The sequence below is a fragment of the Gordonia sihwensis NBRC 108236 genome, from assembly GCF_000333035.1.
In the GTDB taxonomy this organism is placed as follows: Bacteria; Actinomycetota; Actinomycetes; order Mycobacteriales; family Mycobacteriaceae; genus Gordonia; species Gordonia sihwensis.
This window is the reverse complement of the sequence record NZ_BANU01000041.1, coordinates 18,992-40,665: the sequence shown is the minus strand read 5'-3', so window position 1 is coordinate 40,665 and position 21,674 is coordinate 18,992. Positions and strand designations below refer to the sequence as shown.

The following is a 21,674-nucleotide window of genomic DNA, read 5'->3' as shown; positions in this document are numbered from 1 at the left end:
TTACCTGTTCCGGACGCTTCGATTGACGCGTTGATCAGCACAAATACGATCTACTTCATCGATGATGTGTTCGCCGCATTCAGTGAGCTCAATCGGATTCTCGCTGGCAACGGCTGCGCCGTTCTCGGCATCGCAGATCCGGATGCTTTGCGAGCGATGCCGTTCACGCAGTACGGGTTTCATGTCCGGGAGTTCGATGCGATTGTCGACGAACTCCAGCGAGCCGGCCTGCATGTCGAGGAGCGGATCCGCGCCGGCAGTGTCGACTTTCCCTACTGGTTACTCGTCGCACGCAAGTCGGGTGTCCGGTAGCGGTTTTCGATGGCTCCGCTGCCTGGGTGCGCCTGACCGCCTCACTGTGCGGTCCGGCTCGCCCCGCAGCTTCGGGTAGGCGACGTCGCTGAAGGAAACTCGTGGCGGACAACAGCATCAATGCTGTTCAGTCCAGGGCGGTGTGACGTGGGGAAGGCATCTTGGGCCGTGACGACCGAATGCCTGAAGTTGTCGGCCTGTGCCCCGGTCGGTGCAGGCGAGACTCGGTCTGCCACGGTCGGCGGGCGTACTGTTGGATCGACGGTGAATGAGGTGTAGCGATGATGTTCTCTAACGGCGGCCACATGGGCAGTTTCGGGCACGGTTGGATGCTGCTCGTACTGATCGCAGTCTGGGCGTTGATCGCCGTCGGAATCACTCTGGCGATCCGTTCGTCGATACGCGCCTCTTCAAAGCTGGACCCCGAGTCTGTCCTCGGCCAGCGTTTGGCGTGCGGGGAGATTTCGGACGTGGACTACACGCGGATGGTTCGGCTGATTCGCGACGACCCCCAGGGGCCTCCAAACTGGTGAGAGCCGACCAGTCGGCGCAGTGGTCAGGCCTGTGGGGCTGGTGATAGTTCCCGTTGAACAGTGAGCCAGGACATGCCGTTGTGCGTGTTCCAATGCTGGCGACGGTGAGGGGCCACATTCGTATCGTCAGCATCGGTTCAAGGTTTCCTCAAGATCGTCCGCGAGGGTCGCTACCCGGCGCGTCGGAGACGACTCTGGGAGTGGACGTCCGCGATACATGCTCGCGGATTCAGTGCGGACCAGAAAGGCTGATCAGGATGGTTGAGGTTTCGAGGCGATCGGTGCTCATCGGAGGGTTGGCGGCGCTGGGGGTCGGGGTACTCGGCGCGTGCAGCCCGGACCGCCCTCAACGCCCTGAGTCGTCGCCGTTGCCGGGACCACCGTTGCAGGCGTCGCCGAAGCCGGGGCAGAAGGTGGTGGAGGCGTCTTTGACGGCCCGACCGGTGGCTGTCGACCTCGGTGCGGGCATTATCGCGAACACCTGGGCCTACGGCGACGAGGTTCCCGGGCGAGTGGTTCGCGCCACTGCGGGCGACTTCCTGCGAGTCAACGTCGACAACCAACTTCCTGCGCCGACGACCGTTCACTGGCACGGCATCCGACTTCGCAACGAAGCCGACGGAGTCCCAGACGTCACGCAGCAGGCGATCGCACCCGGAAACCGGTTCGTGTACGCCTTCACGGCCCCCGATGCTGGGACGCACTTCTTCCACCCCCACGTCGGGGCACAGCTCGATCGAGGTCTGTACGCGCCGATCATCATCGATGATCCGGCCGATGCGGGCGACTACGACGCGGAATGGATCGTCGTCCTCGACGACTGGACGGACGGGGTCGGGAAGAGCCCCGATCAGATTCTGGCCGACTTTCAGGCCGATTCCGGACCGTTGAAGTCGGGCATGGGCGGGATGGATCACTCGTCGATGCCGGGAATGAACCACGGCAATTCGTCGCTGGGTGACGCCGGAGACGTCGCCTACCCGCACTATCTCATCAACGGCAGGGTTCCGGAGGCGCCGACCGAGTTCCGCTGCCGACCGGGTCAACGAGTCCGGGTGCGACTGATCAACGCGGCATCGGACACGGTCTTCAAGGTCGCACTCGCCGACCACACGATGACGGTGACGCACAGTGACGGACATCGGGTCAACGACAAGCAGACCGGAGCCCTGTACGTCGCGATGGGTGAGCGCTACGACGTGACCATCACCGCCGGAGATGGCGTGTTCCCGCTTGTCGCGGCGGCCGAAGGCAAGAGTGGCCAAGCCTTGGCGCTCCTGCGGACAGCTTCGGGACAGGCCCCGCCGAGCACCATCCGCCCGCGCGAACTCGAGGGTCCAGTACTTCTTGGCGCCGATGACCTGGCCGCGGCGGAATCGGCACGATTGCCCGACCGCGATCCCGACACCACACTCAAAGTCACTTTGAACGGGCAGATGTCGCCGTTTGCCTGGGGGATCAACGGCAAGAAGTACGGCCAGGACACACCGCTGACTGTCCGGCCCGGCCAGCGGCTGCGAATGCAGATCACGAACTCGACGATGATGGTGCATCCGATGCACATCCACGGCCACACCTGGTCGCTGCCCGACCGATCGGGTTTGCGCAAGGATACGGTGCTGATCCGTCCGATGGGCCGCGTCAACGTCGACCTCGACGCCGACAACCCCGGCGCCTGGGCTCTGCACTGCCACAACATCTATCACATGGAGACGGGCATGATGACCACTCTCCGATACGCGTAGACGCACCAGCCCTGCGGCACCTAGACCGGTACATCGCGGGCCGACTGAGACACCTCGATCACCCCATCTACTAAGCTGCTTAGTAGATGGGGTGGTTTCGCCCCTCGCGGTCGCGTTCTGTGCACACGAGAGGTCGTATCCCATGGTCAAATTCCCTAGAGGCGGTACTGCCGCCTTCCTTCTTGCTGCCGTCCTGATCATCGCAGGGTGTTCGCAGCCATCCCGGGATCTGGTGGCCGATCCGTCGGTTGCGTCGGCCGCGCCGTCGATCGAGCTCACCCCCGACGACGGGGCGAGCGGAGTCGATCCCCTTGCCCCGGTCGTGGCCACTGTGCGCGGCGGCACCCTGGAGAACGTGACGCTCGTCAACGATGGGGGGCGGCCTGTCGTCGGCATCATGACACCGGACCGCTCCTCCTGGAAGGTCGGTGAACCGCTCGGTTATGGCCGGACGTACACCGTGACCGCCACGGCTCGCGGCGGCGGACAGCGCGCCTCGCGCACCGGGTCGTTCACCACGCTCACCCCCGACAATCAGGCCGGCGTCACCCTGCAGACGACCGGCGGCACGCCACTGTCGACCGGAGGGACCTACGGCGTCGGAATCGTCATCGTTGCTCACTTCGACGAGCCGATTGGTGACCGCGCCGCAGCCGAGCGGCGACTGTCGGTCCGCACCACGCCCGGAGTCGAGGGCTCCTGGTACTGGCTCGACGACCAGAACGCTCACTGGCGGCCGCGCGAGTACTACCGTCCTGGCACCGAGGTCACCGTTGAGGCGCGGATCTACGGCGCCGACCTCGGCGGCGGCCTCTACGGTCAAGAAGATGCCGAGGCGACTTTCACGATCGGTGACTCGCACGTAGCGATCGCCGACGATCGCACCAAGCAGGTCAAGGTGTACGAGAACGGCAACCTCGTCCGCACGATGCCGACCTCGATGGGGATGGGTGGCACTGAGGTCATCGGGGGCACCGAGATCAGCTTCTGGACTCAGCGTGGCATCTATACGGTGCTGGATAAGGCGAATCCGGTCGTCATGGACTCGTCCACCTACGGTCTGCCGATCAACTCCAGGCTCGGCTACAAGCAAACCATCGCCTACGCCACGAGGATCAGCACCGACGGTGTCTATCTGCATCAACTGGACGAGACCGTCTGGGCGCAAGGAAACACGAATCTCTCGCATGGCTGCCTCAACCTCAACGGCGCCAACGCCCGCTGGTTCTACCAGTTCTCGATCCCGGGCGACGTCGTCGAGGTCCGCAACACCGGCGGGGCGCCGCTGGAGCTCTGGCAGAACGGCGACTGGGGCGTGCCCTGGGAGCAATGGCGAGCAGGCAGTGCGCTGGCCTGATCAGAACTCCTGCGAGACGATCACGAATAGATCTCACTCCCGCAACGATCTACTAAGGCGCTTAGTAGATCATTGGGTCGACATCGACGGCGTTGCAGCCCGCGCTGACATCGACCTGTCGACCGCGCTGACCTCCATGTTCTGCGATTGAAGGCGGCCCGCACACGCATTGCCCATTCCGTCGAATGTCCGGTTTGGTGCTGGTGGTGCCAGTGGTGCGCAAGTGTCATAGTGGCGTCCATGACTAGAGATCCCCTCGTCGGACTCACCTCCTCGCCATCATCGGCAACGCTCGCACCTCGGGTGCGGCACTGGGTGGGCACCGCCCCTGTCGCTCTTGGTCTGGCCGCGGCGGTTGCGGCGGGGACGCTGAGTCCAGCGCCCGCCGTGGCTGAGACCGCCAACGGTGTTGACGGTCACGTCGTGGTCGAGCTGGCGGCCATCGTTAAAGACAGCGTGCGGGCCGTGGCCGGACCTGACGGACTGGTGAAGCTGCTGGCCCCGATGGCCACCGTGACCTCATGTCTGACCGTCTCTGCCGAGACCGACCCCGCCGCAGGCGATCGGGTCGGAGCTCTGGGGTGCTTCGCGGCCGCCGGGACTGCCTTCGGTGGGCAGGCGCCATTGATCCTCGACGCGGTCCCTGTGGGGCGCCTACTGGCGACACTCGCTGCCGCGGTCGCGCCGCACGACCCGTCGATTTCGCACGGGGGATCCTCCGATCACCTCGCCCCGGACGGCGCCCGCCCCGCTCCCGGGCAGACTGCGGCCACCCCCACCCCCGGCGGTGTCCTGACCTCCACGTTCGGTGACGGTCGCGGTCATCAGGGCATCGACATCGGCAACCGCCTGGGAGCGCCCATCCTGGCGGTCGAGGACGGCGAGGTCATCAACTCAGGGCCTGCGGAGGGGTTCGGCCTGTGGATCCGTATCCGTCACGCGGACGGTGCTGTCACGACCTACGGTCACAACGATCAGAATTCGGTCAACGTCGGCGACCGTGTGCGTATGAGTCAGCAGATCGGCACTGTCGGCAGCCGCGGGGTGTCGAGCGGGCCGCACGTGCACTTCGAGGTCGCCGACCCCGCCGGGACGGCGATCGATCCGCTGCCGTGGCTGCAGGCCCGCGGCGTCACCATCGCCACCGAGGCATCGCCGCCGCCGACTGCGACGCCTCCGGACGTGTCGGTGCTGGCTCGGGGGCAGGTGCGCGACCGCCGACACTGACCTACTATGTTGCTTAGTAGATGGAGGGGTTGGCAGTGACGCGAACAAGGGTCAGTCATCGACTCGCCGTGGCGGTCGGCGTTCTCGCAGCAGTCCTCAGCGGTGCAATGATCTTGGTCTATGCCGAGACCGTTGACTTGCGAGGGCGCCCGCATGCGCACCGCCTCGGCTGGCCGCCGACCTGGCATTGGGTGTGGGCGGCAATAGTAGCGGCGATCGTGGCGCTCGCCGCGCGAGCGCTGCTGCGGCGACTGGTATTCACCGCGCACGTTCGCCGTGATTCGACGACTGCCGACCCGGCGGACGAGACCGACTCGACTCGACGGGCCGAGACACAGATGCTGACCAAGACAAGAAGGAGTGGCCATGCTGCGTGAGTGGTCCCTGGTGCGCTGGGTGGTGGCAGCAGTCACGGCCATCGCGATCGGATTGGCCGTCGGTATTCCGTCCGGACTGATCGACACGCCGTGGTATTCACGCATGACGCCGACCCTGTGGTGGAACTACCCGATTTGGCTGGCGACCGCGGTGTTGGGCGGCCTGATCGCGGCCACCTACATTCAAGCCCGGACGGCGCCGCGGATGGAGAAGAAACTCTGGGCGACGGTCGGTTCGGCGTTGGCTGTCGGATGCCCGGTGTGCAACAAGGTGGTGGTCGCGGTCGTCGGTGTCAGTGGAGCATTGACCGTCTGGGCGCCGTTGCAGCCGATCCTGGCTGTGGTGTCCGTGGCATTGTTGGGTTGGGCCCTGCAGCGACGGCTGCAGGGCGAACGGCGATGCGCGGTCGCGGCCTGACTGCGCGGTTTGCCGCAGTCAGTGCAGTGGCGTGAGGGAAAGGTGTGCGATGCACGGTCTGGGCGAGCTGGAGGCACGCATCATGGAGGTCTTCTGGCGCGATGACGCGGACAAACGTGTCCGCGACGTGCTCGAAGGGCTGGACGCGGAGCGCGAACCCGCGTACACGACGGTGATGACGGTGATGGACAACCTGTACCAGAAGGGGTGGCTGGGACGCGACCGGCGCGGCCGGGCGTACTGGTATCACTCGCTCAAGTCGCGTGAGCAGACCGTCAGCGATGCCTTGCGTGCGGTGCTGGCCGACGCCGGCGACCCGTCTGGGGCGCTGCTGCATTTCGTGCGGCACGCCTCCGACCAGGAAAGCGCAGCAATCGCTCAGGGCCTGCGGGAACGGGACTGACGCGGTGGTCACGGCAGCACTGTTGGGCGTGAGTGCGCTGGCTGCGGCTCTGATCGGTGACCGGGTCCTCGACGTCCTGATCGCGCGTGATCGACTCACGGCCAGGACCCTGCTGCGGGTGTGGGCGGCGCTGACCGCTGGCGTGTTCGTCGCCGCTGCGAGCTCGGTGGCCATCGTCGCCATTCCCGGCCACGCGAGCGTCGTGGGTGGGGTGTTGCAGACCTGCCTGAACGGACTCGACAGTGCGGTCAGCCGCACCCTCGAGTTGGTCGCCGGGCCAGGCGTGTTCGCCCTCGTCCTGGCCGTGTCCGGGTGGCGGGCTGCGGCGTTCTGGCGGACCGCCCGTCGCCGTGACCTCGAGATCGGGGCGCACCACGCACTGCTCGCGCGGTTGCTGAACCCGACGGGCGCCCGGTCGCCACTGTGGCTGCCGACGAGCACACCCATGGCCTACAGCACGCCCGGACGGACCGAGGGCCTGATCGTGGCCAGCGAAGGGCTGCGGCAGCGACTGGACCCGGCGGCGTTGTCGGCGGTGATGGCTCACGAACAGGCGCACGTCCATGGTCACCATCATCTGTTCGTCCGCGTCGCCGACTGTCTCTCGCACGCGGTGCCCTGGCTACCACTGACTCGGCAGGCGAGTCCCATCGTGCGCGCCCTGGTCGAGTTCGACGCCGACGCACACGCCGCGCATGAGCACGGCGACGCTGCCGTCGTCCGCGCGATCACGCACGTTCACCCGACCGCGCCGGCGGGCGCTCTGGGGATCGCTCGTGACTGCGTCGATCTGCGGTTGCATCGATTGGGCCGTTCCGCCGCTCCCGGCACGCGACCGTCGCGTAGTTCGTCCTACGCTGCCCCGACAGCGGCCGCGATGTTCCCCATTCTGCTATTCCTCGCCGGTCTGGCCACCGTCTTCCTGGCTGCCTGCCCCGCCTGACCCTCCTGGGAACCGGCCGGTGCTCGCCCGGCCCGTCGCATCGATCGTGATCGAGAGTCCGCACGCCGACGCGCACCGTCAGGCCGGGGCCAGGCTCGTTGGGCGCCCGGTCACACGGGCAGGACGACGTCGTTGATCAGCGCCTTTCGGACCCAGTCCACGAACACATTCCACAAGCCCGTCACCAACATCACGCCGACACCGACCAGCAGGACGCCCCCGACGATCTGAATGGTGCGGGCGTGGCGGCGGAGGAAGCCAAGGCTGCGGACGGCCCATGCCGATGAGAACGCCAGGACCACGAACGGGACACCGAGGCCGAAGCAGTACGCGACGACCATCAGCGCGCCGCGGAACGGCGCGTCGCCGTTCGTGCTGATCGCTAGCCCGATGACGGCACCGAGGGTGGCACTGCTGCACGGTATCCACCCGATGGCGAACACGGCCCCCAGCAGCGGCGCGCCGACCATACCGGTGCGGCGGTGAGGCGTCATGCGGCGTTCTCGCCGGAAGAACGGAACCACGCCGACGAATACCAAGCCCATCACGATGGTCACGACCCCGCCGACGCGTTGCATCACTGCCAGGCGGGCCTGATCGAGGAAGACCGAGGTCACACCGAACAGCGCCACCGTGGCCAGGACGTAGACGAGCGTGAAGCCCAGGACGAACAGCCCTGCCGCGGCAACCACCCGCCACCGGCCGGACTTGGGGCCCTCACCGACCTGGACGGCGGGAGCTTCGGCACCGACCAGCCCCGCCAGATACGACAGGTAGCCCGGCACCAGAGGCACCACGCACGGCGAGGCGAAAGAGATGATCCCGACCAGCGCCGCGACACCCAGGCCCAGCAGCAGCGGACCACTGGTGACCGTGGCCGCGAACGTCGTTCCCAGATCCGCCAGAAACCACTGATTCACTGCGGCGCCGCCTTCTCCTCGGCCACCGTCACAACGGCAGCACGCAATTCGGCCTCGGTGATCGCTCGAAGGAACAGCTTCGCTGGGCGGTGCTGGCGGTCGAGGATCAGAGTGGTCGGGACAACACCCACGGGGACTCCGAGTGCGGCAAGGGTGGCGCCGCCGTAGTCGAAGATCGACCGATAGGGCACCTTGCGGTCGGTGGTGAAATCCTGTGCGGTCGAGCGCGAATCACGAAAGTTGATCCCCACGAACTGCACCCCACGGGCGCGGGTGTCGCGGTAGACGTTCTCCAGTGCCTGAAACTCGGTACGGCACGGTGGGCACCACGAAGCCCACACGTTCACCACAACAACGTCACCGCGGTAATCGGCGAGCCGGACAGCTCCCCGGTCGAACAAGTCCTCACCCTCGACCGCGCCGATCGCACGCCGCATGGCGGGCGCGTAGTCGATGACCGTCTGACCGTCAGGGGAGACGAACTGATTGGCGCGCACCGCAGACACGGCATCAGTGCCGGTACCGCACGCGGTCAGCACCGTGGCACCGATGAGCATCGCGCCGACGAGCGCCTGCGCGCGTCGCCGACGGCCACGCGCGCAGTCCGGCATCCTCTCGTCGATCCGGTACCTGTCCTCGGAAATGTGTCCGGGTGCCACACAACCACCTCCATCTACTAAGGAGAGTAGTACTAACTTGCTTAGTAAATGGTGAGAGTGATCGATGCCCGGGTGCTGACGGTGGCCGGCGGCGGACTAACCCGGCTAGCGGTCCAAGACTGCGCGCGTCGTTGATCCTGGATGCAGGTCGAGTCTGCGCAGCAGTTGTGCGTTCAGGGCCACGACGATGGTCGACAACGACATGAGGATCGCGCCCACCGACATCGGCATGACAAATCCGATGGGTGCAAGCACTCCGGCCGCGAGCGGGACGGAGATCAGATTGTAACCGGCCGCCCACCACAGGTTCTGTTTCATCTTGCGGTACGCCGCTCGCGACAGTTCGATCACCGAGAGCACGGAGCGGGGATCGTCGCTGGCCAGGATGACACCGGCCGAGGCGATAGCGACATCAGTACCTGCGCCGATCGCCAGACCGATGTCGGCCTGGGCGAGCGCGGGAGCATCGTTCACCCCGTCTCCGACCATCGCCACCCTGCGACCTTCGGTCTGCAGTTCCTGCACCTTGGCGGCCTTGTCTTCGGGACGGACACCGGCGAAGACACGGTCGATGCCGAGTTCATGAGCAACGGCATTCGCGACAGCTTCAGCGTCACCGGTGATCATCACGACCTCGACGCCCTGCGCATGGAGCGCATCGACAGCCTCGCGTGACTCGCGGCGGATCTCGTCGGCGAGTTTCAATGCGCCGATCAGCCGCCGGTCTTGAATGACATGCAAGATGATCGCCCCGTCCGCACGCCAGCGATCAGCGACAGGCAGTTCGTTGAGGTGTTCTTCGGCGAGCAGGTGCGGGCCCCCGACCCGCACTGTCGTTCCCTCGATCGTCGCGGTGACCCCCACTGCGGGCGATGAGGAGAAATCGCTGCTGGTCGGGACTCTGAGGCTGTGGCGATCGGCGGCGCCGACGATCGCGCGTGCGAGGGGATGCTCGCTGTCGGACTCAGCGGCCGCCGCCAACGCCAGCAACTGATCCTCGTCGACGTCGTCGACGGCAAAGACATCCGTGACAGTGGGTTCGCCCCGGGTGAGCGTGCCGGTCTTGTCGAATAGGACGCTGTCGACCGTCCGCATGCTCTCCAACGCAAGTCGGTCTTTGACGAGTACGCCGCCCCGGGCCGCACGCTCGGTCGCAATCGAGACGACGAGCGGAATCGCTAGGCCCAGAGCGTGCGGGCACGCGATCACCAAGACGGTGATCGTGCGAACCACCGCATCATCGGGCAAGCCGATCGCCGTCCACACAATCGCGGTGATCGCCGCGGCTCCGAGGGCAAACCAGAACAGCCATCCGGCCGCGGTGTCGGCGAGTCGTTGAGCACGAGACGACGAGTTCTGAGCATCGGTGACAAGCCGTTGGATCCCGGCGAGAGTCGTCTCGTCGCCGGTGGCCGTGATCACGATTCGTAGTCCTGAATCGGAAGCGACCGTCCCCGCGGTCACGGTGTCGCCAACACTGCGGGTGACCGTCTGGGACTCACCGGTGACCATCGATTCGTCCATCGCCGCACGCCCCTCGACGATCCGGCCGTCGGCTGGGATGCCCCCGCCGGGGCGAATGACGACGGTGTCGCCGACCTCCAGATCGGCGGGGGCCACGGCCTCGATTTGCCCGTCTCGGACACGTTCTGCTTGGTCGGGCAGAAGCGCGGCCAGGGAGTCCAGGGCCGAGGTGGTCTGGGCCAGCGACCGCATCTCGATCCAGTGGCCCAGCAGCATGATGACGATCAGCAGCGCCAATTCCCACCAGAACTCCAGTTGATGACTGACAAGTCCCAGCGTCGCCGCCCAGGACGCGAAGAACGCCACCGTGATCGCCAGTGCGATCAGAAGCATCATCCCGGGTTTCCGCGTCCGCAGCTCGCTCAGAGCGCCGGCCAGGAACGGCCAGCCGCCCCAGAGGTACATCACGGTGCCGAGCGCGGGCGCGATCCATTCGGCCCAGCCGGGGACCGAGTAGCCGACCAACATCGCGAACATCGGCGAGAAGGCGATTACCGGAACCGCGATGATGAGGTTGATCCAGAACAGTCGGCGAAACTCCCCGACGTGGTCACCGTGCCCACCATGCCCCCCGTGCGCACCGTGGTGGTCCCGGTGCCCACTGTGGTCTCCGTGTCCACTGTCGTGGTCCAGGTGCCCGCTACGCCCGCTGGGGGTGCCATGCTCTCCGTGATGGTCGGCGTGGTCGTTGTGATCTCGACCGTGCTCGCCGTGTTCGTTGTGCCCGCTGTGCGGTGGGTCTGCGACAGCATTGTGGCTCTCAGGCACTGCCGCGTCATGGCGGTCGACGCCGTGTATGGGGGCGCCGCCGACGTCTCGGTGGTGGTGGTGCGCGTGGGGGTCAGTCATCCTGCTGCCTTCCTCATCGTCATTCCCCAGCTGGGTTGGTGACTGTTGAAGTCGTCACCACCCCCCGGCTCAAGACGTCGGTTGAATTTCGCTCTCGACGACCCACTTATGGTTGGTCATCTTCATGCCGTCCGCCTCGTAATCGACCATGTAGACGGTCTGGTCGGTGGAGCTGGCGATTGTTGCCTTCGCCCCCTTCATGCCCGTCATGTGATCGGCCTCAAGGGTGACTTCGGTGCCATCGGCCAGACGTCGATCTCCTGCGTTTTTGATCTCCTGTTGGACTACCCACTTGTGATCCTTGACCGGCTGGCCGCCGGTGGTCGGGGTGAAGTTCACCGAGTAGGTGTAGGTGTCGAAGGCGCCGACGATTGTGGCCCGCGCACCGTCCATGCCCGCCATGTGGTCTGCGGTCAGCATGACCTGGCTGCCGATCGGAAACTTGGGTGCTGAGACCGCCTTGATGCCGGCAGGTGCCGGTCCGCCGTCCATCGGGTGGTCCATCGGCGAATCGCTCATTGCTCCGGCACTGCTGGCCATGCTGCCACTGTCATGGCCTTGGTGGTCCTGGCTTTCGCCGGCACTGCAACCGGCCAGAACCAGTACTCCGACGAGTATTCCGGCCGAGACGGCCGTCATGAGAGGCTTGCGCATGTGGTCTCCTATCCACTCTGATCTCACCGAACGACGCACCGGTGTGGTGCATCGCCGTTTTCTCCGTTGTCGGCCGATTGCGCTTTGCTCGGCGGCCGCACAGGGCTGAAGGTGTAAAAGTGCGTTAACCCGCGAACGTCACGCCGACAGCAGGACGCGAGCTGGCGTCCATCAAATCCGCACTGCCGAATAGCCGGCCGCTGTGACTGCGTCGACCACCGCGGCCTCGTCGACGAGGCCGACGGCGGTGACCACGAGCCTGCCGGTCTGCGCGCTCACCTGAGCGTCCTGAACACCCTCTACGGCTGCGACTTCCTCGCGCACCGAGGCCTCGCAATGCCCGCACGTCATGCCTGTTACCTGATACTCGCTCGACGACATGTCTTCCCACCTCTCCAGTTGATACCCCATGGGGGTATGATGTTCCGATGACGATATACCTGCCGCCGGCCGTGATGCAAGAGTGCCGCCGCGCATCGCAGGTCAGGCGACCTGGGGAGAGCTGCCAGGTGTGGGGCGACTCGGTCAGTTGCGGTTGACTACGTCTGCACGTGACCGTTCGGGCGTCTCGGCGGTGTACTGATCAGTGAGACCGAGACGGAGGTGTTCGCTATGATAAACGGCCTCGTCAAGCAGTTGAGCGACGTGGGTGTCATAGAGGCTGTACACAATGCTGCGGCCGTTGCGTACCCCCGTGACCAGGCCCAGGTTCCGTAACAGTCGTAGTTGGTGCGAGACCGCGGACGGCTCCATCTGCACGGCCGCCGCAAGTTCTCCCACAGCCATGGCTCCGCCTTGAAGCTCGGATAAGATCCGCAGCCTGCTCGGAGTCGCCAAAGCCTGCAGGGTGGTGGCGACGCGGTCGGCGGTCGCCGCGTCGAGTGAGGTCGTTGTCTCGCCGCCACTGCCGATCCGGTGTCCCATGATCAACATCATACTTCGCACTACTCACATGAAGAGGTGTTCATATATTCTGATTTGGTGATTGATTCGAACCAGAGAGAGTGACCCGGGATGGACATGGCGACGACACAGGTCGACCAAAGCAGGGGTGCCGCGAGGCGTGGCTATGCCGGGGCGCGGACCCGTCCATGGGACCTTGCCGAGGTCCGATGGGCAGTGGCCGCATTGGTGTTGTTCGTGGCCGGGCTGGCCGCGCAGCTCGGCGGCACGGCGCCGGCAGTGTGGTGGACGCTATATCTGGCCTGCTATGTCGTCGGTGGGTGGGAGTCGGCGCTGTCCGGTCTGCAGGCGTTGCGCGAGAAGACTCTCGACGTCGACCTGCTGATGGTTGTGGCCGCGATCGGTGCTGCCGCGATCGGGCAGGTCACCGACGGTGCCCTGTTGATCGTCATCTTCGCGACTTCCGGCGCCTTGGAGGCCTGGGCGACGGCTCGCACCGAGGATTCGGTGCGCGGACTGCTCGACCTTGCGCCGAGTCGGGCCACGGTCCTTGGCGCCGGCGGGCACGAGCAGATCGTTGACGCCGCGGGGTTGGTCGTTGGCGACGTGATCCGGGTCCGCCCCGGTGAGCGTATCGCCGCCGACGGCACCGTCATCGACGGTGCCAGTGAAGTCGATCAGGCCACCATTACTGGGGAGCCGCTACCGGTGATCAAGCGGGTCGACGACGAGGTCTTCGCCGGTACGGTCAACGGCACCGGCGCACTGACAATCCGCGCTGACCGGCCTGCCGCCGACTCGGTCGTCGCGCGTATTGCGGCGATGGTCGCCGAAGCGTCGCAGACGAAGGCGCGAGCACAGCTGTTCATCGACAAGGTCGAACAGCGGTATTCGATCGGCATGGTGGCCTGCACGCTCCTGGTGTTCGCGATTCCGCTCGCGTTCGGTGCCGAACTGCAGCCGTCTTTGCTGCGAGCGATGACGTTCATGATCGTTGCGTCGCCGTGCGCGGTGGTCTTGGCGACCATGCCGCCGTTGCTGGCCGCCATCGCCAACGCAGGTCGCCGCGGCGTCCTTATCAAATCAGCGGTGGTCATGGAAAATCTGTCGACGATCGACACTGTCGCATTCGACAAGACGGGCACAATCACCTCCGGCCGTCCTGTCCTGGCCACCGTCGACCTCACCGGGCAGGGCCTCGACCTCGGCCACGGCATCGACACGGTCCTCAGCGTCGCCGCAGCCGTCGAGTCACTCAGTGAACACCCACTGGCGGCGGCCATCGTCTCAGCTGCCCATGAGCGAGGGCTATCGGTCCCGCCGGTGGAAGGCTTTGCCGCGCAGCCGGGGAGCGGTGTGACCGGCGTTGTTGGCGGGCACCAGATCGCGGTCGTGTCTCCACACACCTCGGACACCCCCGCGGCGGTCGAGGTCGCCGAACTCGTTGCTGCCGCCGAAACGCGAGGCGACACCGCGGTCATCGTCGTCGACAACGGGGCGGCTATCGCAGTGTTGGCTCTGGGCGACTCGCAACGCGTCGACGCGGCCGCCAGCGTGGTCGCTCTGACTGGCGATGGAGTGAGTACCGTCCTGTTGACCGGTGACAACGCAAAAGCCGCGGAACGCGTCGCGGCCGACGTGGGCATCGTTGACATCCATGCTGAATTGCTCCCGGAGGGCAAAACGGACGCCATTGCCGCCCTGCACGCTGGCGGTCGCACTGTCGCTATGGTCGGCGACGGGGTCAACGACGCGCCCGCGCTCGCTGCGGCCGAGGTTGGGATCGCGATGGGCGGCGCCGGTTCTGATCTGGCGTTGCAGGCTGCCGATGTCGTCGTCGTCCGTGATGATCTGACCGCAGTGCCCTCGGTCCTCGCTTTTGCTCGGCGGGCGCACCGTGTCGTCGTCGCCAACCTCATCATCGCGGCGACGTTCATTGCGGTACTGGTGCTCTGGGACCTGCTCGGCACGCTGCCTCTGCCACTCGGTGTCGCCGGCCACGAAGGGTCCACCATCATCGTCGGGCTCAATGGTCTGCGACTGCTCCGGCGTTCTGCGTGGCCACGAATGATTGGGCACTGATCAGCGGAGCCTCCGAAAAACGGCGGCGAATCAGGCGGCTTGTGTGTGCGACGATGACATCCATGGAATCGGTCCGGCCCTCGGTTGCCGCCGTCCACGATCGTGTGACAGTGCATCTGGACGCCCTCGACGACGCGACACTGGTCGACCAACTGCGCACGCTGCTCGGTGCGCGTTTGGTTGCGTATCTGGCCGGCGCGCCCAGCACCGCTGCGGTCAGCGACTACATCACACACGCGGCCGCAGTCCCGGACCACGTCCGAGCCCGTTTGAAGGTGGCCTACAGCGTGGCGGCCCTGCAACACCAGCTCGGCGCTACCCCATCGTTGATCCAAGCCTGGTTCCAAGGACGCAATCCGCGCCTGGATGATCGAGCACCGGCACAGGTCATCGCCGACGATCCCGGCCGCTTCCGAGGCACGCTCATCGCGGCCGCCGTAACTCTGGTGGGTGGCTAGGTGGACACTGACGCCGCGTTTGCGGCCTCCTGGCGGATCGGCAGTCGAATCAATGCCGTTGCTCAGGCCGAGATCCTCGTCGACTCCGTGGTGGGACCGCCACAGCACATTCGGCGACGACTGGATGCCGTCATTGACGACCTCCTCGATCCTGCTGACTAGGCTGGCGAACAGACGAATCAGCCGATGGCCCTACGGTTGGGCGCGATGTGCGCAATGACGTTCTCGAACCGTGGGACGGGACGTGCGCCGGTTACCCGAGAATCGTCGGCGGTCTGTCGTCACTCGTCCGCCGTGTCTAGCCGGCCGTAGAGTTTGGCGATCAGCACGTCCTTGGCGCGAAGTTCTGCGCGGAGGCGACGGAGTTCGGCATCGTTGGCCGTTAACTGAGCGCGAAGCGCCGACACGATGGAGCTGTCGGTGGCTGCAGCCTCGGGTGGCGGGGCGATGGTGGTGTGGGCGCGGATCTTCTCCCGCAGGTCCGGATGGTTGTAAATCGTCTTGCGGGTGACGCCGGCACGTACAGCGACGGCGTTGATGTTGATTGTGGCCCCCGATCTCCGCATGGCGGTGAGGGCCTTCTCAATCCGAGTCCGGACGTCGGCGGAGCGCTGCTGTGCGTGGGCGTTGAGCGCGGCGATCGCCTGATCAGTCGGTGGCGTCATACCCCATTACCTCGGTTCTCAGCTTTCCCTAGTGCGATCTCGTGCAGCCCTCGAGTCTGGATCTGCAGCAGCGGTCGCCGATCGGAGGTGCCGGCCCCGGCCACCGCAGAATCGCGATCGGCCGATGCCTGGTCCTCTTCGGCAGCGAGTCGGGCGATGATGGCATCGAGCGAGGCGATCTCGCGGAGACGTTCGTGGACCCAGACATTCTCGTCGGAAAGTTGCCGACCCGTGCGCTCGTGGTATTGGCGGCGCCGCACCTGGAGAAGCGACTCGGTACGGGTGCGCTGGTCGGCGAGTTCGTCGAGGTGTGTGCGGTCGGTGGCGAAGTGACCGCAGGTCAGGCAGGCGTTGCCTTTGTCGCAGGTCTGCAAGGGCGGCAGCAGACAGACGCCGTTCGGGAGGACGCGGTCGGTGCGTTGGGACAGTTGGGTCATGTCGTAGACGTCGGTGGGGCTGATGCCCAGGTCGGCGCCGTGGGCGCCGATCTTCTTGTGCTTGAGGAACTCCGCTTCCGCAGTGGCTGCGAGGGTGGCCGCGTATCGCAGGGTCATCTCGGGTGAGGCGTGTCCGAGGTAGCGCTGCACGACGTGGATGGGGACGCCGTCATTGAGGAGCTCGGTCGCCCGGGTGTGCCGGAGCCGGTGGGTTTGGGTGAACCTCAGAGGGTTTCCGGCGCTGTCGGTGAGTCCGTGGACTCGGTCGAGTTTGGCCAGTGCGGATCGGTAGGAGGCATACGGGCGGGGGCGTTGCCCCTGAAATTGGTGCCGGACCCCGAGAAACAGGTACTTCGGGGTCAGGTCCGGGTAGTGGTCTCGGTTGTACTGTTGTTGTTCGGCGATGATGTTCACCACGGCCTGCTCAACCAGGATCGTCGGGATGACGCCGTCGACCTTGGTCTGCTGGTACCGGAGTTTGGCGACGAACGCATCGGGGTCGTTACTGTCTACGGGACGTTCGATGCCAGGGATCGCCTCCAGGGGTTCGTGGTCGAGCATCAGGATCTCCGAGGCTCGGCGGCCGGTCAGGGCTTGAAGCAGCCAGATGCGGGCGGTCTGCGGGTCACCGAGGCCGGCAACGACCGATAGGGTTCGGTCGGGGTGGGTGATCGACACCGGGAATCCGCGGTCGGCGGACAGGACGTCGAGGTAGCACAGCATCTGCTGCAGTTCGCTGGTGCTGTACCAGGTCAACTCCCGAACGCGGGAGGAGTGCCGAGTCCGGAACGCCGGCCCCCACAGCCGGGTGTGCGCGGCCGAGACCGCCAGCCAGCGACGATCGCCGGTCGCCGCCGCGGCTTCGGGGGCGTGGTCGGCCATGAACGTGTAGAACACCTGCGTCTGGCTGCGGGCCTCGTCGACGGCCGACGCCGACAACAATCGCCCAGGCCGGGCACAGGCCTGCGGTGAGTGCAGGTAGCCGGAGAAGTCGGTGAACACCTGACGCAATACTGCGGGGTCGGTGCTGATCACTGGATCGTCGATGCCCTGAGCCTGCAGGAACGGCCCGAGAAGGCGGGACAGGGTGCGGGCCCGCTCCACCGCCGACGACCACCGCAGCAGTTCGGTGCTCAGCGCGGTCCGCAACCAGAAGCGGACACCGTCGCGGAGCCAGCGCGGTTCGAGGGTGTCCAAGCGTAGCGCTTTGTCGTGGGCCGGTTCGTGCTCGCGTTGCGGGATCCGCCGATCGGCTCGCAGATCCCAGATGTCGTGCTCCCACCACGGCTTGGTGCCGCAGCGGACACTGACGTGCAGGTGCATCTGCTCGATGAAGTTGGTGATGTTGCGGCGCGAGTTCGCCGACGCCAGGCGGGCATTGCGCTGCTCGAACCCCACCAGCGCCGACCGGGTCAGGTCCGCGACACCCAGGTCGGTCACCGACGTCGGTGGATCACCGTGGACTCGTTGATAGTCGGCGACGGCCGCGGTCAACGTCAGGGAGAACCAGCGCAGCAGGGACGGTTCGATCTTGCGGAGTCCGTCGGCACCGCACAGCCACACCCACCACGCCAGCTCTTGCTGCAAGCGCAGCGGAACCGACTGCGGGGTGAAGTCGTGCCCGTCCGGGTTCCGCAGGTACCGCCGATTGAGCAGAAACACGCGATCGGCGGGCGCCTGGTCGATGCGGTACCGCAGCTGCCGCCATTGATCGGGGACCCGCGCCCACTGCGCCTCCCACAAAGAGTCCCCGGAGGGATCTGCGGCGTCGGCAGGTATCAGCCGCGGGGTGTGGTCAGGTGTCATGGATTCCCCTCCAGCCCGCGACGTAGTTCTTCCACTGCGACAGGGACCGCATCTGCGCGTCTTCGGTCACCCATCCGTAGGTCGAGAGAGTGGTCTGCACATCCTGGTGGCCCAGGCGCCGCATCACCACGTGCGGCGGAGTCCCGTTGAGGAGCAACGCGGTCGCATGCGTATGACGCAGCCAGTGCGGCGACCAGTCGGCCGGCACTGTGTCGGGATGGTGGCGCCGCACCTGGTCGACCCGGGCGTACACGGTCTCCACCCGCATCGGCGCGAACTGCTGCCCGCGAACGAGATTGACGAACACGAAATGTGAATCCAGGTTCTCCACGAGCACGTCAGCGCACATCTGCACGAGCATCCACACGTACTCGGTGTAGAGCGCGGCCAAGTCGTCACCGATGTAGATGCGGCGAGCCCCGGTTTTGGCGCGCAGGCCGTGAGGATGATCATCGCGGCCGACGATGTCGATGGATGGGGTGACGCCGCCAGTGATGTGGAAGTCACTGTGCCGCAACGATAACGTTTCACCCAGGCGCATGCCGGTCTCGGCCAGGACCGCCATCATGAGTCGGTCGCGGAGTCCGACAGGGCCGCCGGTCCAGCCGGTGTCGGTCTGGACCGCACAGTCGTCGAGGATCGCGACCACCTGCGCTGGATCCAGGACCGGCGTCGCAGACTGGTTCGGCAGCCGAGTCCGGTACAACGGCCGCCGGTGATCGCGGTGCGGGCCGACACCGTCGAGGAAGCCCTTGTAGGGGCTCGCCCAGCGTTGGGTCCGGCGGGCACTGTAGAGCCGCTCATACGGTTCGATCAGGTGATGAGCATCGGCGTGGAAGGTGTACAGCGCCAGCACAGCAGCACTGTAGGTGGCGACCGAGGATTCGGCGAGCCACCTCTCCCGCTCGGACAGTCGCGTCACGCCGGGCAGGTCCCCGTACCGCAGGTAGGTCAGGAAGTCGCCGAACCGGGACACCGGAAACTGGTCCCACTCGTCGCCGACATGCTCAAGCAAAGTCCACCAGTATCCCAGGCCACGGGCGTAGCCGCGGACGGTATTAGGTGAGCGGTCCTGATCGCGCAGAAACCGCAGGAACTCGTGCGCAGGCAGAACGGGTAGACCGGTGTCGTCGACGACGGTGTAGGAGTCGGGCCGGTCAGGGAATCTCATTCGCTGTGCTCGGGCCATCACCGCCACCTCCGCCGACGATCACGCTTGCCGCGAACGGTGAGCGCCGGCGAAGTCGACCTCGACAACCGCGCCGCGGCGGCCGGTGACCGACGGCGCGGCCGCTGACGCCGGCGTTGCTACAGCCTTCTGAGCCGGCCCTCGCTGGCCGACCATCAACTCGCCGATCACATCGACCGGCAGGATCAATCGGCGTGCGGCCAGAGCCTGCACAGATTTGGTGCCGTACACCGCTTCGACCCACCTGCTCATCAGGCGAGGACGCTCGGGAAGCCGATCGTCCCAGCCCGGTTCGGTGCGGCCCCAGGTGAACCCGGTATCAGGATTCACCCGCGTATACAACTGCTTGCGCAGCGTCTCGTAACGATGCTCGTCCATGGCGCCGGACTCGTAGAAGTGGCGCAGCAATGCGCCGAGCGAGATGCCCCACTTCATCTTCACCGGAAGGAGATTCACCAACGACGGTGCACTACGCAACGATGCCGACGCATGCGCGTACGGCGCCAGGAACTCCGAAGCGAATCGCGAGGCCTCTTGCTCGCGTTCGTCGGTCATCTCACCGGCATTGCGATGGAGCATCAGGTGCCCGAGCTCGTGTGCGAGCGTCCACCGCGTCCGTTCCCACGAGTCCAACTCCCGCGACGCGACCAGAGGCCGTTCCCGGAATTCTCCGATCCACACCGAGCACCCGAGATGCTTCTCCAGACGTCCGCGTGAATTGCCTTCCAGGCCTTGGGATCCGAATCGTTCACTCCGCATCATCACCGGGATCCCACTTCGTTCCATCAGATGAGTCAGGTCCGCAATCGGCGCATCCGGTCCGACATTGAGCATCTCCCTGGCCGCCGCGGCCGCAGCGACAGGATCCAACGTCGGTCTGGGCTCAATCAGTAAGGGCGGCAACTTCTGCGCAGCATGCAACTGGAGCAGGAAGTCACCTGACAACGCCATCACCTGCGCCATCCGATTTTTCTCGGCAGCGGTCATCGCCTTCGGCGCCCGGAACGACAGATCCGACGGCTCGACCCGCGACACCGGTGCGGTGGTGAAGAACTCCGCAGGAAACCGCAGAACCTCACTCAAATGATCGACGTCCTGGACGGCCAACTCGACGGTCTCCGCGCGCTCCATCCGCGTCAACCGCGCACCAGACCAGCCCATCTTCGCGAGTACTTCTTTGGCGGTCATCCGTCGGAGCAGTCTCGCTTGCCGGACCCTGAGTCCGTACACCTCACATGTGGTCATAACGTCCCCGATTCAAACACTCGCCGACTGACGGTAGCGACCGGGTCTGACAATTCCGCTAGGCCGGCGAAGGACCGTCGCCCTCCTGAGCCTTGCCCAGCAGGTCGCCGAAGTCGTCGTCGTTCTCGGCGACGACCTGACGAGGCTGCACTTGCCGCGGGAGTGGAGTCGACGCCAAAATCGCCACCGTCGACGATGAATCGATCCCGACCACCGCCGCCAGAAAAACCTCGGCCACCTGCACCGAGTCCGGCGTGAACGAGTAGAGCACGAACCATTCCACTGGGCCCGAGGGAATCTGCTGCTCCGGATCGGGAACAGGGAACGGAAGCACCCAGTCGGCCTCCGCCGGGCCGGAGTCCCGCTCGTCGGGAGTCACCGGAACCGGGCCGGTGCGCACGATTAGACGCTCGCCCTGCTCCGGGATGACCGACGCCGGCATCTTCCGGACCCGGATGCTGGTCCCTCGCTGGTCCTCGAGCAGTGCTGACATCCCCTGCCCGTAACGCATCGCGAACACGCCAGGCTTCGGCGGAGAATCTGGATTCCTGAAACCCACAGTGCGAAGCAACAGCATCCCGCGCACGTCCGTGCAGTGGATCATTCCGTGTAGGTCCGACACGGTCCCGCCGTGCTCGGTCACCACAGGTTCCCAGAGGTCGGCAACCGCCTGAACGGCGTCGGCCAGGTCGCGCCGCAACACCACGAACTCGCCGTTGAACTGCTCGACCAGCTGGTCGCACTTGGCCTGGAGTTGGCTGAGGTTCATGCATGAAGAATTTCATATCCGTTCCTACATATCAATAGGTTCACCGATGAAAGTTTTCGCATCTGAATACTCGGTTGATACCTAATAGTATACATGTAGATAACAATAAATGCAAAGGTCAAGGGCATATTTATAACTCATCTTGTCTTGCTACTACAGATAAGCGATCCAGGTGATCTTCGGAATGGCCCGGACCGCG

The 21,674-nt window shown here is 65.6% G+C and carries 23 protein-coding genes; 12 read left to right on the top strand and 11 right to left on the bottom strand.

Annotated elements, in window-relative coordinates:
* The 8 genes from GSI01S_RS18410 to GSI01S_RS18370 form a co-directional block, all read left to right on the top strand.
* Nucleotides 1-312: methyltransferase domain-containing protein (locus GSI01S_RS18410; protein ID WP_006898161.1), on the top strand; the 312-nt coding region annotated here is incomplete at its 5' end.
* Between the two features lie 281 nt (nt 313-593).
* Nucleotides 594-845 (top strand): hypothetical protein, encoded by a 252-nt coding sequence (locus tag GSI01S_RS18405; RefSeq protein ID WP_006898160.1) that lies wholly within the window; start codon nt 594-596, stop codon nt 843-845.
* A 257-nt stretch (nt 846-1,102) separates the two neighbouring features.
* On the top strand, nt 1,103-2,590 hold the full coding sequence (locus GSI01S_RS18400; protein WP_006898159.1) for a multicopper oxidase family protein: 1,488 nt from the start codon (nt 1,103-1,105) through the stop codon (nt 2,588-2,590).
* Between the two features lie 142 nt (nt 2,591-2,732).
* A complete protein-coding gene (locus GSI01S_RS18395; RefSeq protein WP_006898158.1) occupies nt 2,733-3,947 on the top strand; it encodes a L,D-transpeptidase in 1,215 nt (404 codons plus the stop codon).
* Nucleotides 3,948-4,250: 303 nt separating this feature from the next.
* Nucleotides 4,251-5,174, top strand: coding sequence for a M23 family metallopeptidase (locus GSI01S_RS18390; RefSeq protein ID WP_006898157.1), 924 nt, complete (start codon nt 4,251-4,253; stop codon nt 5,172-5,174).
* 366 nt (nt 5,175-5,540) lie between these two features.
* On the top strand, nt 5,541-5,969 hold the full coding sequence (locus GSI01S_RS18380) for a hypothetical protein (protein WP_006898155.1): 429 nt from the start codon (nt 5,541-5,543) through the stop codon (nt 5,967-5,969).
* Between the two features lie 49 nt (nt 5,970-6,018).
* The gene (locus tag GSI01S_RS18375) at nt 6,019-6,372 is read left to right on the top strand and encodes a BlaI/MecI/CopY family transcriptional regulator (protein WP_006898154.1); all 354 of its coding nucleotides are present in this window, start codon (nt 6,019-6,021) and stop codon (nt 6,370-6,372) included.
* Nucleotides 6,373-6,376: 4 nt separating this feature from the next.
* Nucleotides 6,377-7,315 (top strand): M56 family metallopeptidase, encoded by a 939-nt coding sequence (locus tag GSI01S_RS18370; RefSeq protein ID WP_006898153.1) that lies wholly within the window; start codon nt 6,377-6,379, stop codon nt 7,313-7,315.
* Nucleotides 7,316-7,425: 110 nt separating this feature from the next.
* Here the strand turns inward: GSI01S_RS18370 and GSI01S_RS18365 are convergent, their stop codons facing one another.
* From GSI01S_RS18365 to GSI01S_RS18355, 3 genes are all read right to left on the bottom strand, one after another.
* Entirely contained in the window at nt 7,426-8,235 is an 810-nt protein-coding gene (locus tag GSI01S_RS18365; RefSeq protein WP_006898152.1) for a cytochrome c biogenesis CcdA family protein, read from the bottom strand.
* Entirely contained in the window at nt 8,232-8,846 is a 615-nt protein-coding gene (locus tag GSI01S_RS18360) for a TlpA family protein disulfide reductase (RefSeq protein ID WP_039868132.1), read from the bottom strand. The genes GSI01S_RS18365 and GSI01S_RS18360 overlap by 4 nt, the downstream gene beginning before the upstream one ends.
* 153 nt (nt 8,847-8,999) lie before the next feature.
* Complete coding sequence (locus GSI01S_RS18355) at nt 9,000-10,895, bottom strand: heavy metal translocating P-type ATPase (protein WP_006898150.1); 1,896 nt, start codon at nt 10,893-10,895, stop codon at nt 9,000-9,002.
* An 87-nt stretch (nt 10,896-10,982) separates the two neighbouring features.
* Between GSI01S_RS18355 and GSI01S_RS20420 the strand changes: the two genes are divergently transcribed.
* The gene (locus GSI01S_RS20420) at nt 10,983-11,309 is read left to right on the top strand and encodes a hypothetical protein (RefSeq protein ID WP_231650302.1); all 327 of its coding nucleotides are present in this window, start codon (nt 10,983-10,985) and stop codon (nt 11,307-11,309) included.
* Nucleotides 11,310-11,336: 27 nt separating this feature from the next.
* Here the strand turns inward: GSI01S_RS20420 and GSI01S_RS18345 are convergent, their stop codons facing one another.
* The 3 genes from GSI01S_RS18345 to GSI01S_RS18335 form a co-directional block, all read right to left on the bottom strand.
* Nucleotides 11,337-11,921 carry a YdhK family protein gene (locus tag GSI01S_RS18345; protein ID WP_006898148.1) on the bottom strand — a complete coding sequence of 195 codons (585 nt, stop codon included), beginning with the start codon at nt 11,919-11,921 and terminating at the stop codon, nt 11,337-11,339.
* Between the two features lie 171 nt (nt 11,922-12,092).
* Nucleotides 12,093-12,302, bottom strand: a complete 210-nt coding sequence (locus tag GSI01S_RS18340) for a heavy-metal-associated domain-containing protein (protein WP_174302307.1) — start codon at nt 12,300-12,302, stop codon at nt 12,093-12,095.
* Nucleotides 12,303-12,446: 144 nt separating this feature from the next.
* The gene (locus GSI01S_RS18335; protein ID WP_006898146.1) at nt 12,447-12,845 is read right to left on the bottom strand and encodes an ArsR/SmtB family transcription factor; all 399 of its coding nucleotides are present in this window, start codon (nt 12,843-12,845) and stop codon (nt 12,447-12,449) included.
* A 96-nt stretch (nt 12,846-12,941) separates the two neighbouring features.
* Here GSI01S_RS18335 and GSI01S_RS18330 point away from each other — a divergent pair, with 96 nt between their 5' ends.
* Genes GSI01S_RS18330 through GSI01S_RS20265 form a run of 3 tightly spaced genes read left to right on the top strand, consistent with a single transcriptional unit; the run spans nt 12,942 to nt 15,526 of the window.
* Nucleotides 12,942-14,906 (top strand): heavy metal translocating P-type ATPase, encoded by a 1,965-nt coding sequence (locus tag GSI01S_RS18330; protein WP_039868140.1) that lies wholly within the window; start codon nt 12,942-12,944, stop codon nt 14,904-14,906.
* Nucleotides 14,907-14,959: 53 nt separating this feature from the next.
* Nucleotides 14,960-15,364, top strand: coding sequence for a hypothetical protein (locus GSI01S_RS18325; protein WP_233500150.1), 405 nt, complete (start codon nt 14,960-14,962; stop codon nt 15,362-15,364).
* Nucleotides 15,365-15,526: a hypothetical protein gene (locus GSI01S_RS20265; RefSeq protein WP_156150509.1), complete on the top strand. Its 162-nt coding sequence runs from the start codon at nt 15,365-15,367 to the stop codon at nt 15,524-15,526.
* Nucleotides 15,527-15,645: 119 nt separating this feature from the next.
* Here the strand turns inward: GSI01S_RS20265 and GSI01S_RS18320 are convergent, their stop codons facing one another.
* Genes GSI01S_RS18320 through GSI01S_RS18300 form a run of 5 tightly spaced genes read right to left on the bottom strand, consistent with a single transcriptional unit; the run spans nt 15,646 to nt 21,475 of the window.
* Complete coding sequence (locus GSI01S_RS18320; RefSeq protein WP_006898142.1) at nt 15,646-16,029, bottom strand: hypothetical protein; 384 nt, start codon at nt 16,027-16,029, stop codon at nt 15,646-15,648.
* Nucleotides 16,026-18,272, bottom strand: a complete 2,247-nt coding sequence (locus GSI01S_RS18315) for a tyrosine-type recombinase/integrase (RefSeq protein WP_006898141.1) — start codon at nt 18,270-18,272, stop codon at nt 16,026-16,028. The genes GSI01S_RS18320 and GSI01S_RS18315 overlap by 4 nt, the downstream gene beginning before the upstream one ends.
* A complete protein-coding gene (locus GSI01S_RS18310; RefSeq protein WP_006898140.1) occupies nt 18,262-19,461 on the bottom strand; it encodes a tyrosine-type recombinase/integrase in 1,200 nt (399 codons plus the stop codon). The genes GSI01S_RS18315 and GSI01S_RS18310 overlap by 11 nt, the downstream gene beginning before the upstream one ends.
* Nucleotides 19,462-19,482: 21 nt before the next feature.
* Nucleotides 19,483-20,706 (bottom strand): XRE family transcriptional regulator, encoded by a 1,224-nt coding sequence (locus GSI01S_RS18305; RefSeq protein ID WP_006898139.1) that lies wholly within the window; start codon nt 20,704-20,706, stop codon nt 19,483-19,485.
* Between the two features lie 58 nt (nt 20,707-20,764).
* Entirely contained in the window at nt 20,765-21,475 is a 711-nt protein-coding gene (locus GSI01S_RS18300) for a hypothetical protein (RefSeq protein ID WP_006898138.1), read from the bottom strand.
* Nucleotides 21,476-21,674 lie beyond the last annotated feature (199 nt).

Coding starts and splice junctions, on each gene's coding strand:
- GSI01S_RS18405 (WP_006898160.1), top strand. CDS start 594: ATGATGTTCTCTAACGGCGGCCACATGGGCAGTTTCGGGCACGGTTGG.
- GSI01S_RS18400 (WP_006898159.1), top strand. CDS start 1,103: ATGGTTGAGGTTTCGAGGCGATCGGTGCTCATCGGAGGGTTGGCGGCG.
- GSI01S_RS18395 (WP_006898158.1), top strand. CDS start 2,733: ATGGTCAAATTCCCTAGAGGCGGTACTGCCGCCTTCCTTCTTGCTGCC.
- GSI01S_RS18380 (WP_006898155.1), top strand. CDS start 5,541: ATGCTGCGTGAGTGGTCCCTGGTGCGCTGGGTGGTGGCAGCAGTCACG.
- GSI01S_RS18375 (WP_006898154.1), top strand. CDS start 6,019: ATGCACGGTCTGGGCGAGCTGGAGGCACGCATCATGGAGGTCTTCTGG.
- GSI01S_RS18360 (WP_039868132.1), bottom strand. CDS start 8,846: ATGCCGGACTGCGCGCGTGGCCGTCGGCGACGCGCGCAGGCGCTCGTC.
- GSI01S_RS18355 (WP_006898150.1), bottom strand. CDS start 10,895: ATGTTCGCGATGTTGGTCGGCTACTCGGTCCCCGGCTGGGCCGAATGG.
- GSI01S_RS20420 (WP_231650302.1), top strand. CDS start 10,983: ATGCCCCCCGTGCGCACCGTGGTGGTCCCGGTGCCCACTGTGGTCTCC.
- GSI01S_RS18345 (WP_006898148.1), bottom strand. CDS start 11,921: ATGCGCAAGCCTCTCATGACGGCCGTCTCGGCCGGAATACTCGTCGGA.
- GSI01S_RS18340 (WP_174302307.1), bottom strand. CDS start 12,302: ATGTCGTCGAGCGAGTATCAGGTAACAGGCATGACGTGCGGGCATTGC.
- GSI01S_RS18335 (WP_006898146.1), bottom strand. CDS start 12,845: ATGGGACACCGGATCGGCAGTGGCGGCGAGACAACGACCTCACTCGAC.
- GSI01S_RS18330 (WP_039868140.1), top strand. CDS start 12,942: ATGGCGACGACACAGGTCGACCAAAGCAGGGGTGCCGCGAGGCGTGGC.
- GSI01S_RS18325 (WP_233500150.1), top strand. CDS start 14,960: ATGACATCCATGGAATCGGTCCGGCCCTCGGTTGCCGCCGTCCACGAT.
- GSI01S_RS18320 (WP_006898142.1), bottom strand. CDS start 16,029: ATGACGCCACCGACTGATCAGGCGATCGCCGCGCTCAACGCCCACGCA.
- GSI01S_RS18315 (WP_006898141.1), bottom strand. CDS start 18,272: ATGACACCTGACCACACCCCGCGGCTGATACCTGCCGACGCCGCAGAT.
- GSI01S_RS18310 (WP_006898140.1), bottom strand. CDS start 19,461: ATGGCCCGAGCACAGCGAATGAGATTCCCTGACCGGCCCGACTCCTAC.
- GSI01S_RS18305 (WP_006898139.1), bottom strand. CDS start 20,706: ATGACCACATGTGAGGTGTACGGACTCAGGGTCCGGCAAGCGAGACTG.
- GSI01S_RS18300 (WP_006898138.1), bottom strand. CDS start 21,475: ATGAACCTCAGCCAACTCCAGGCCAAGTGCGACCAGCTGGTCGAGCAG.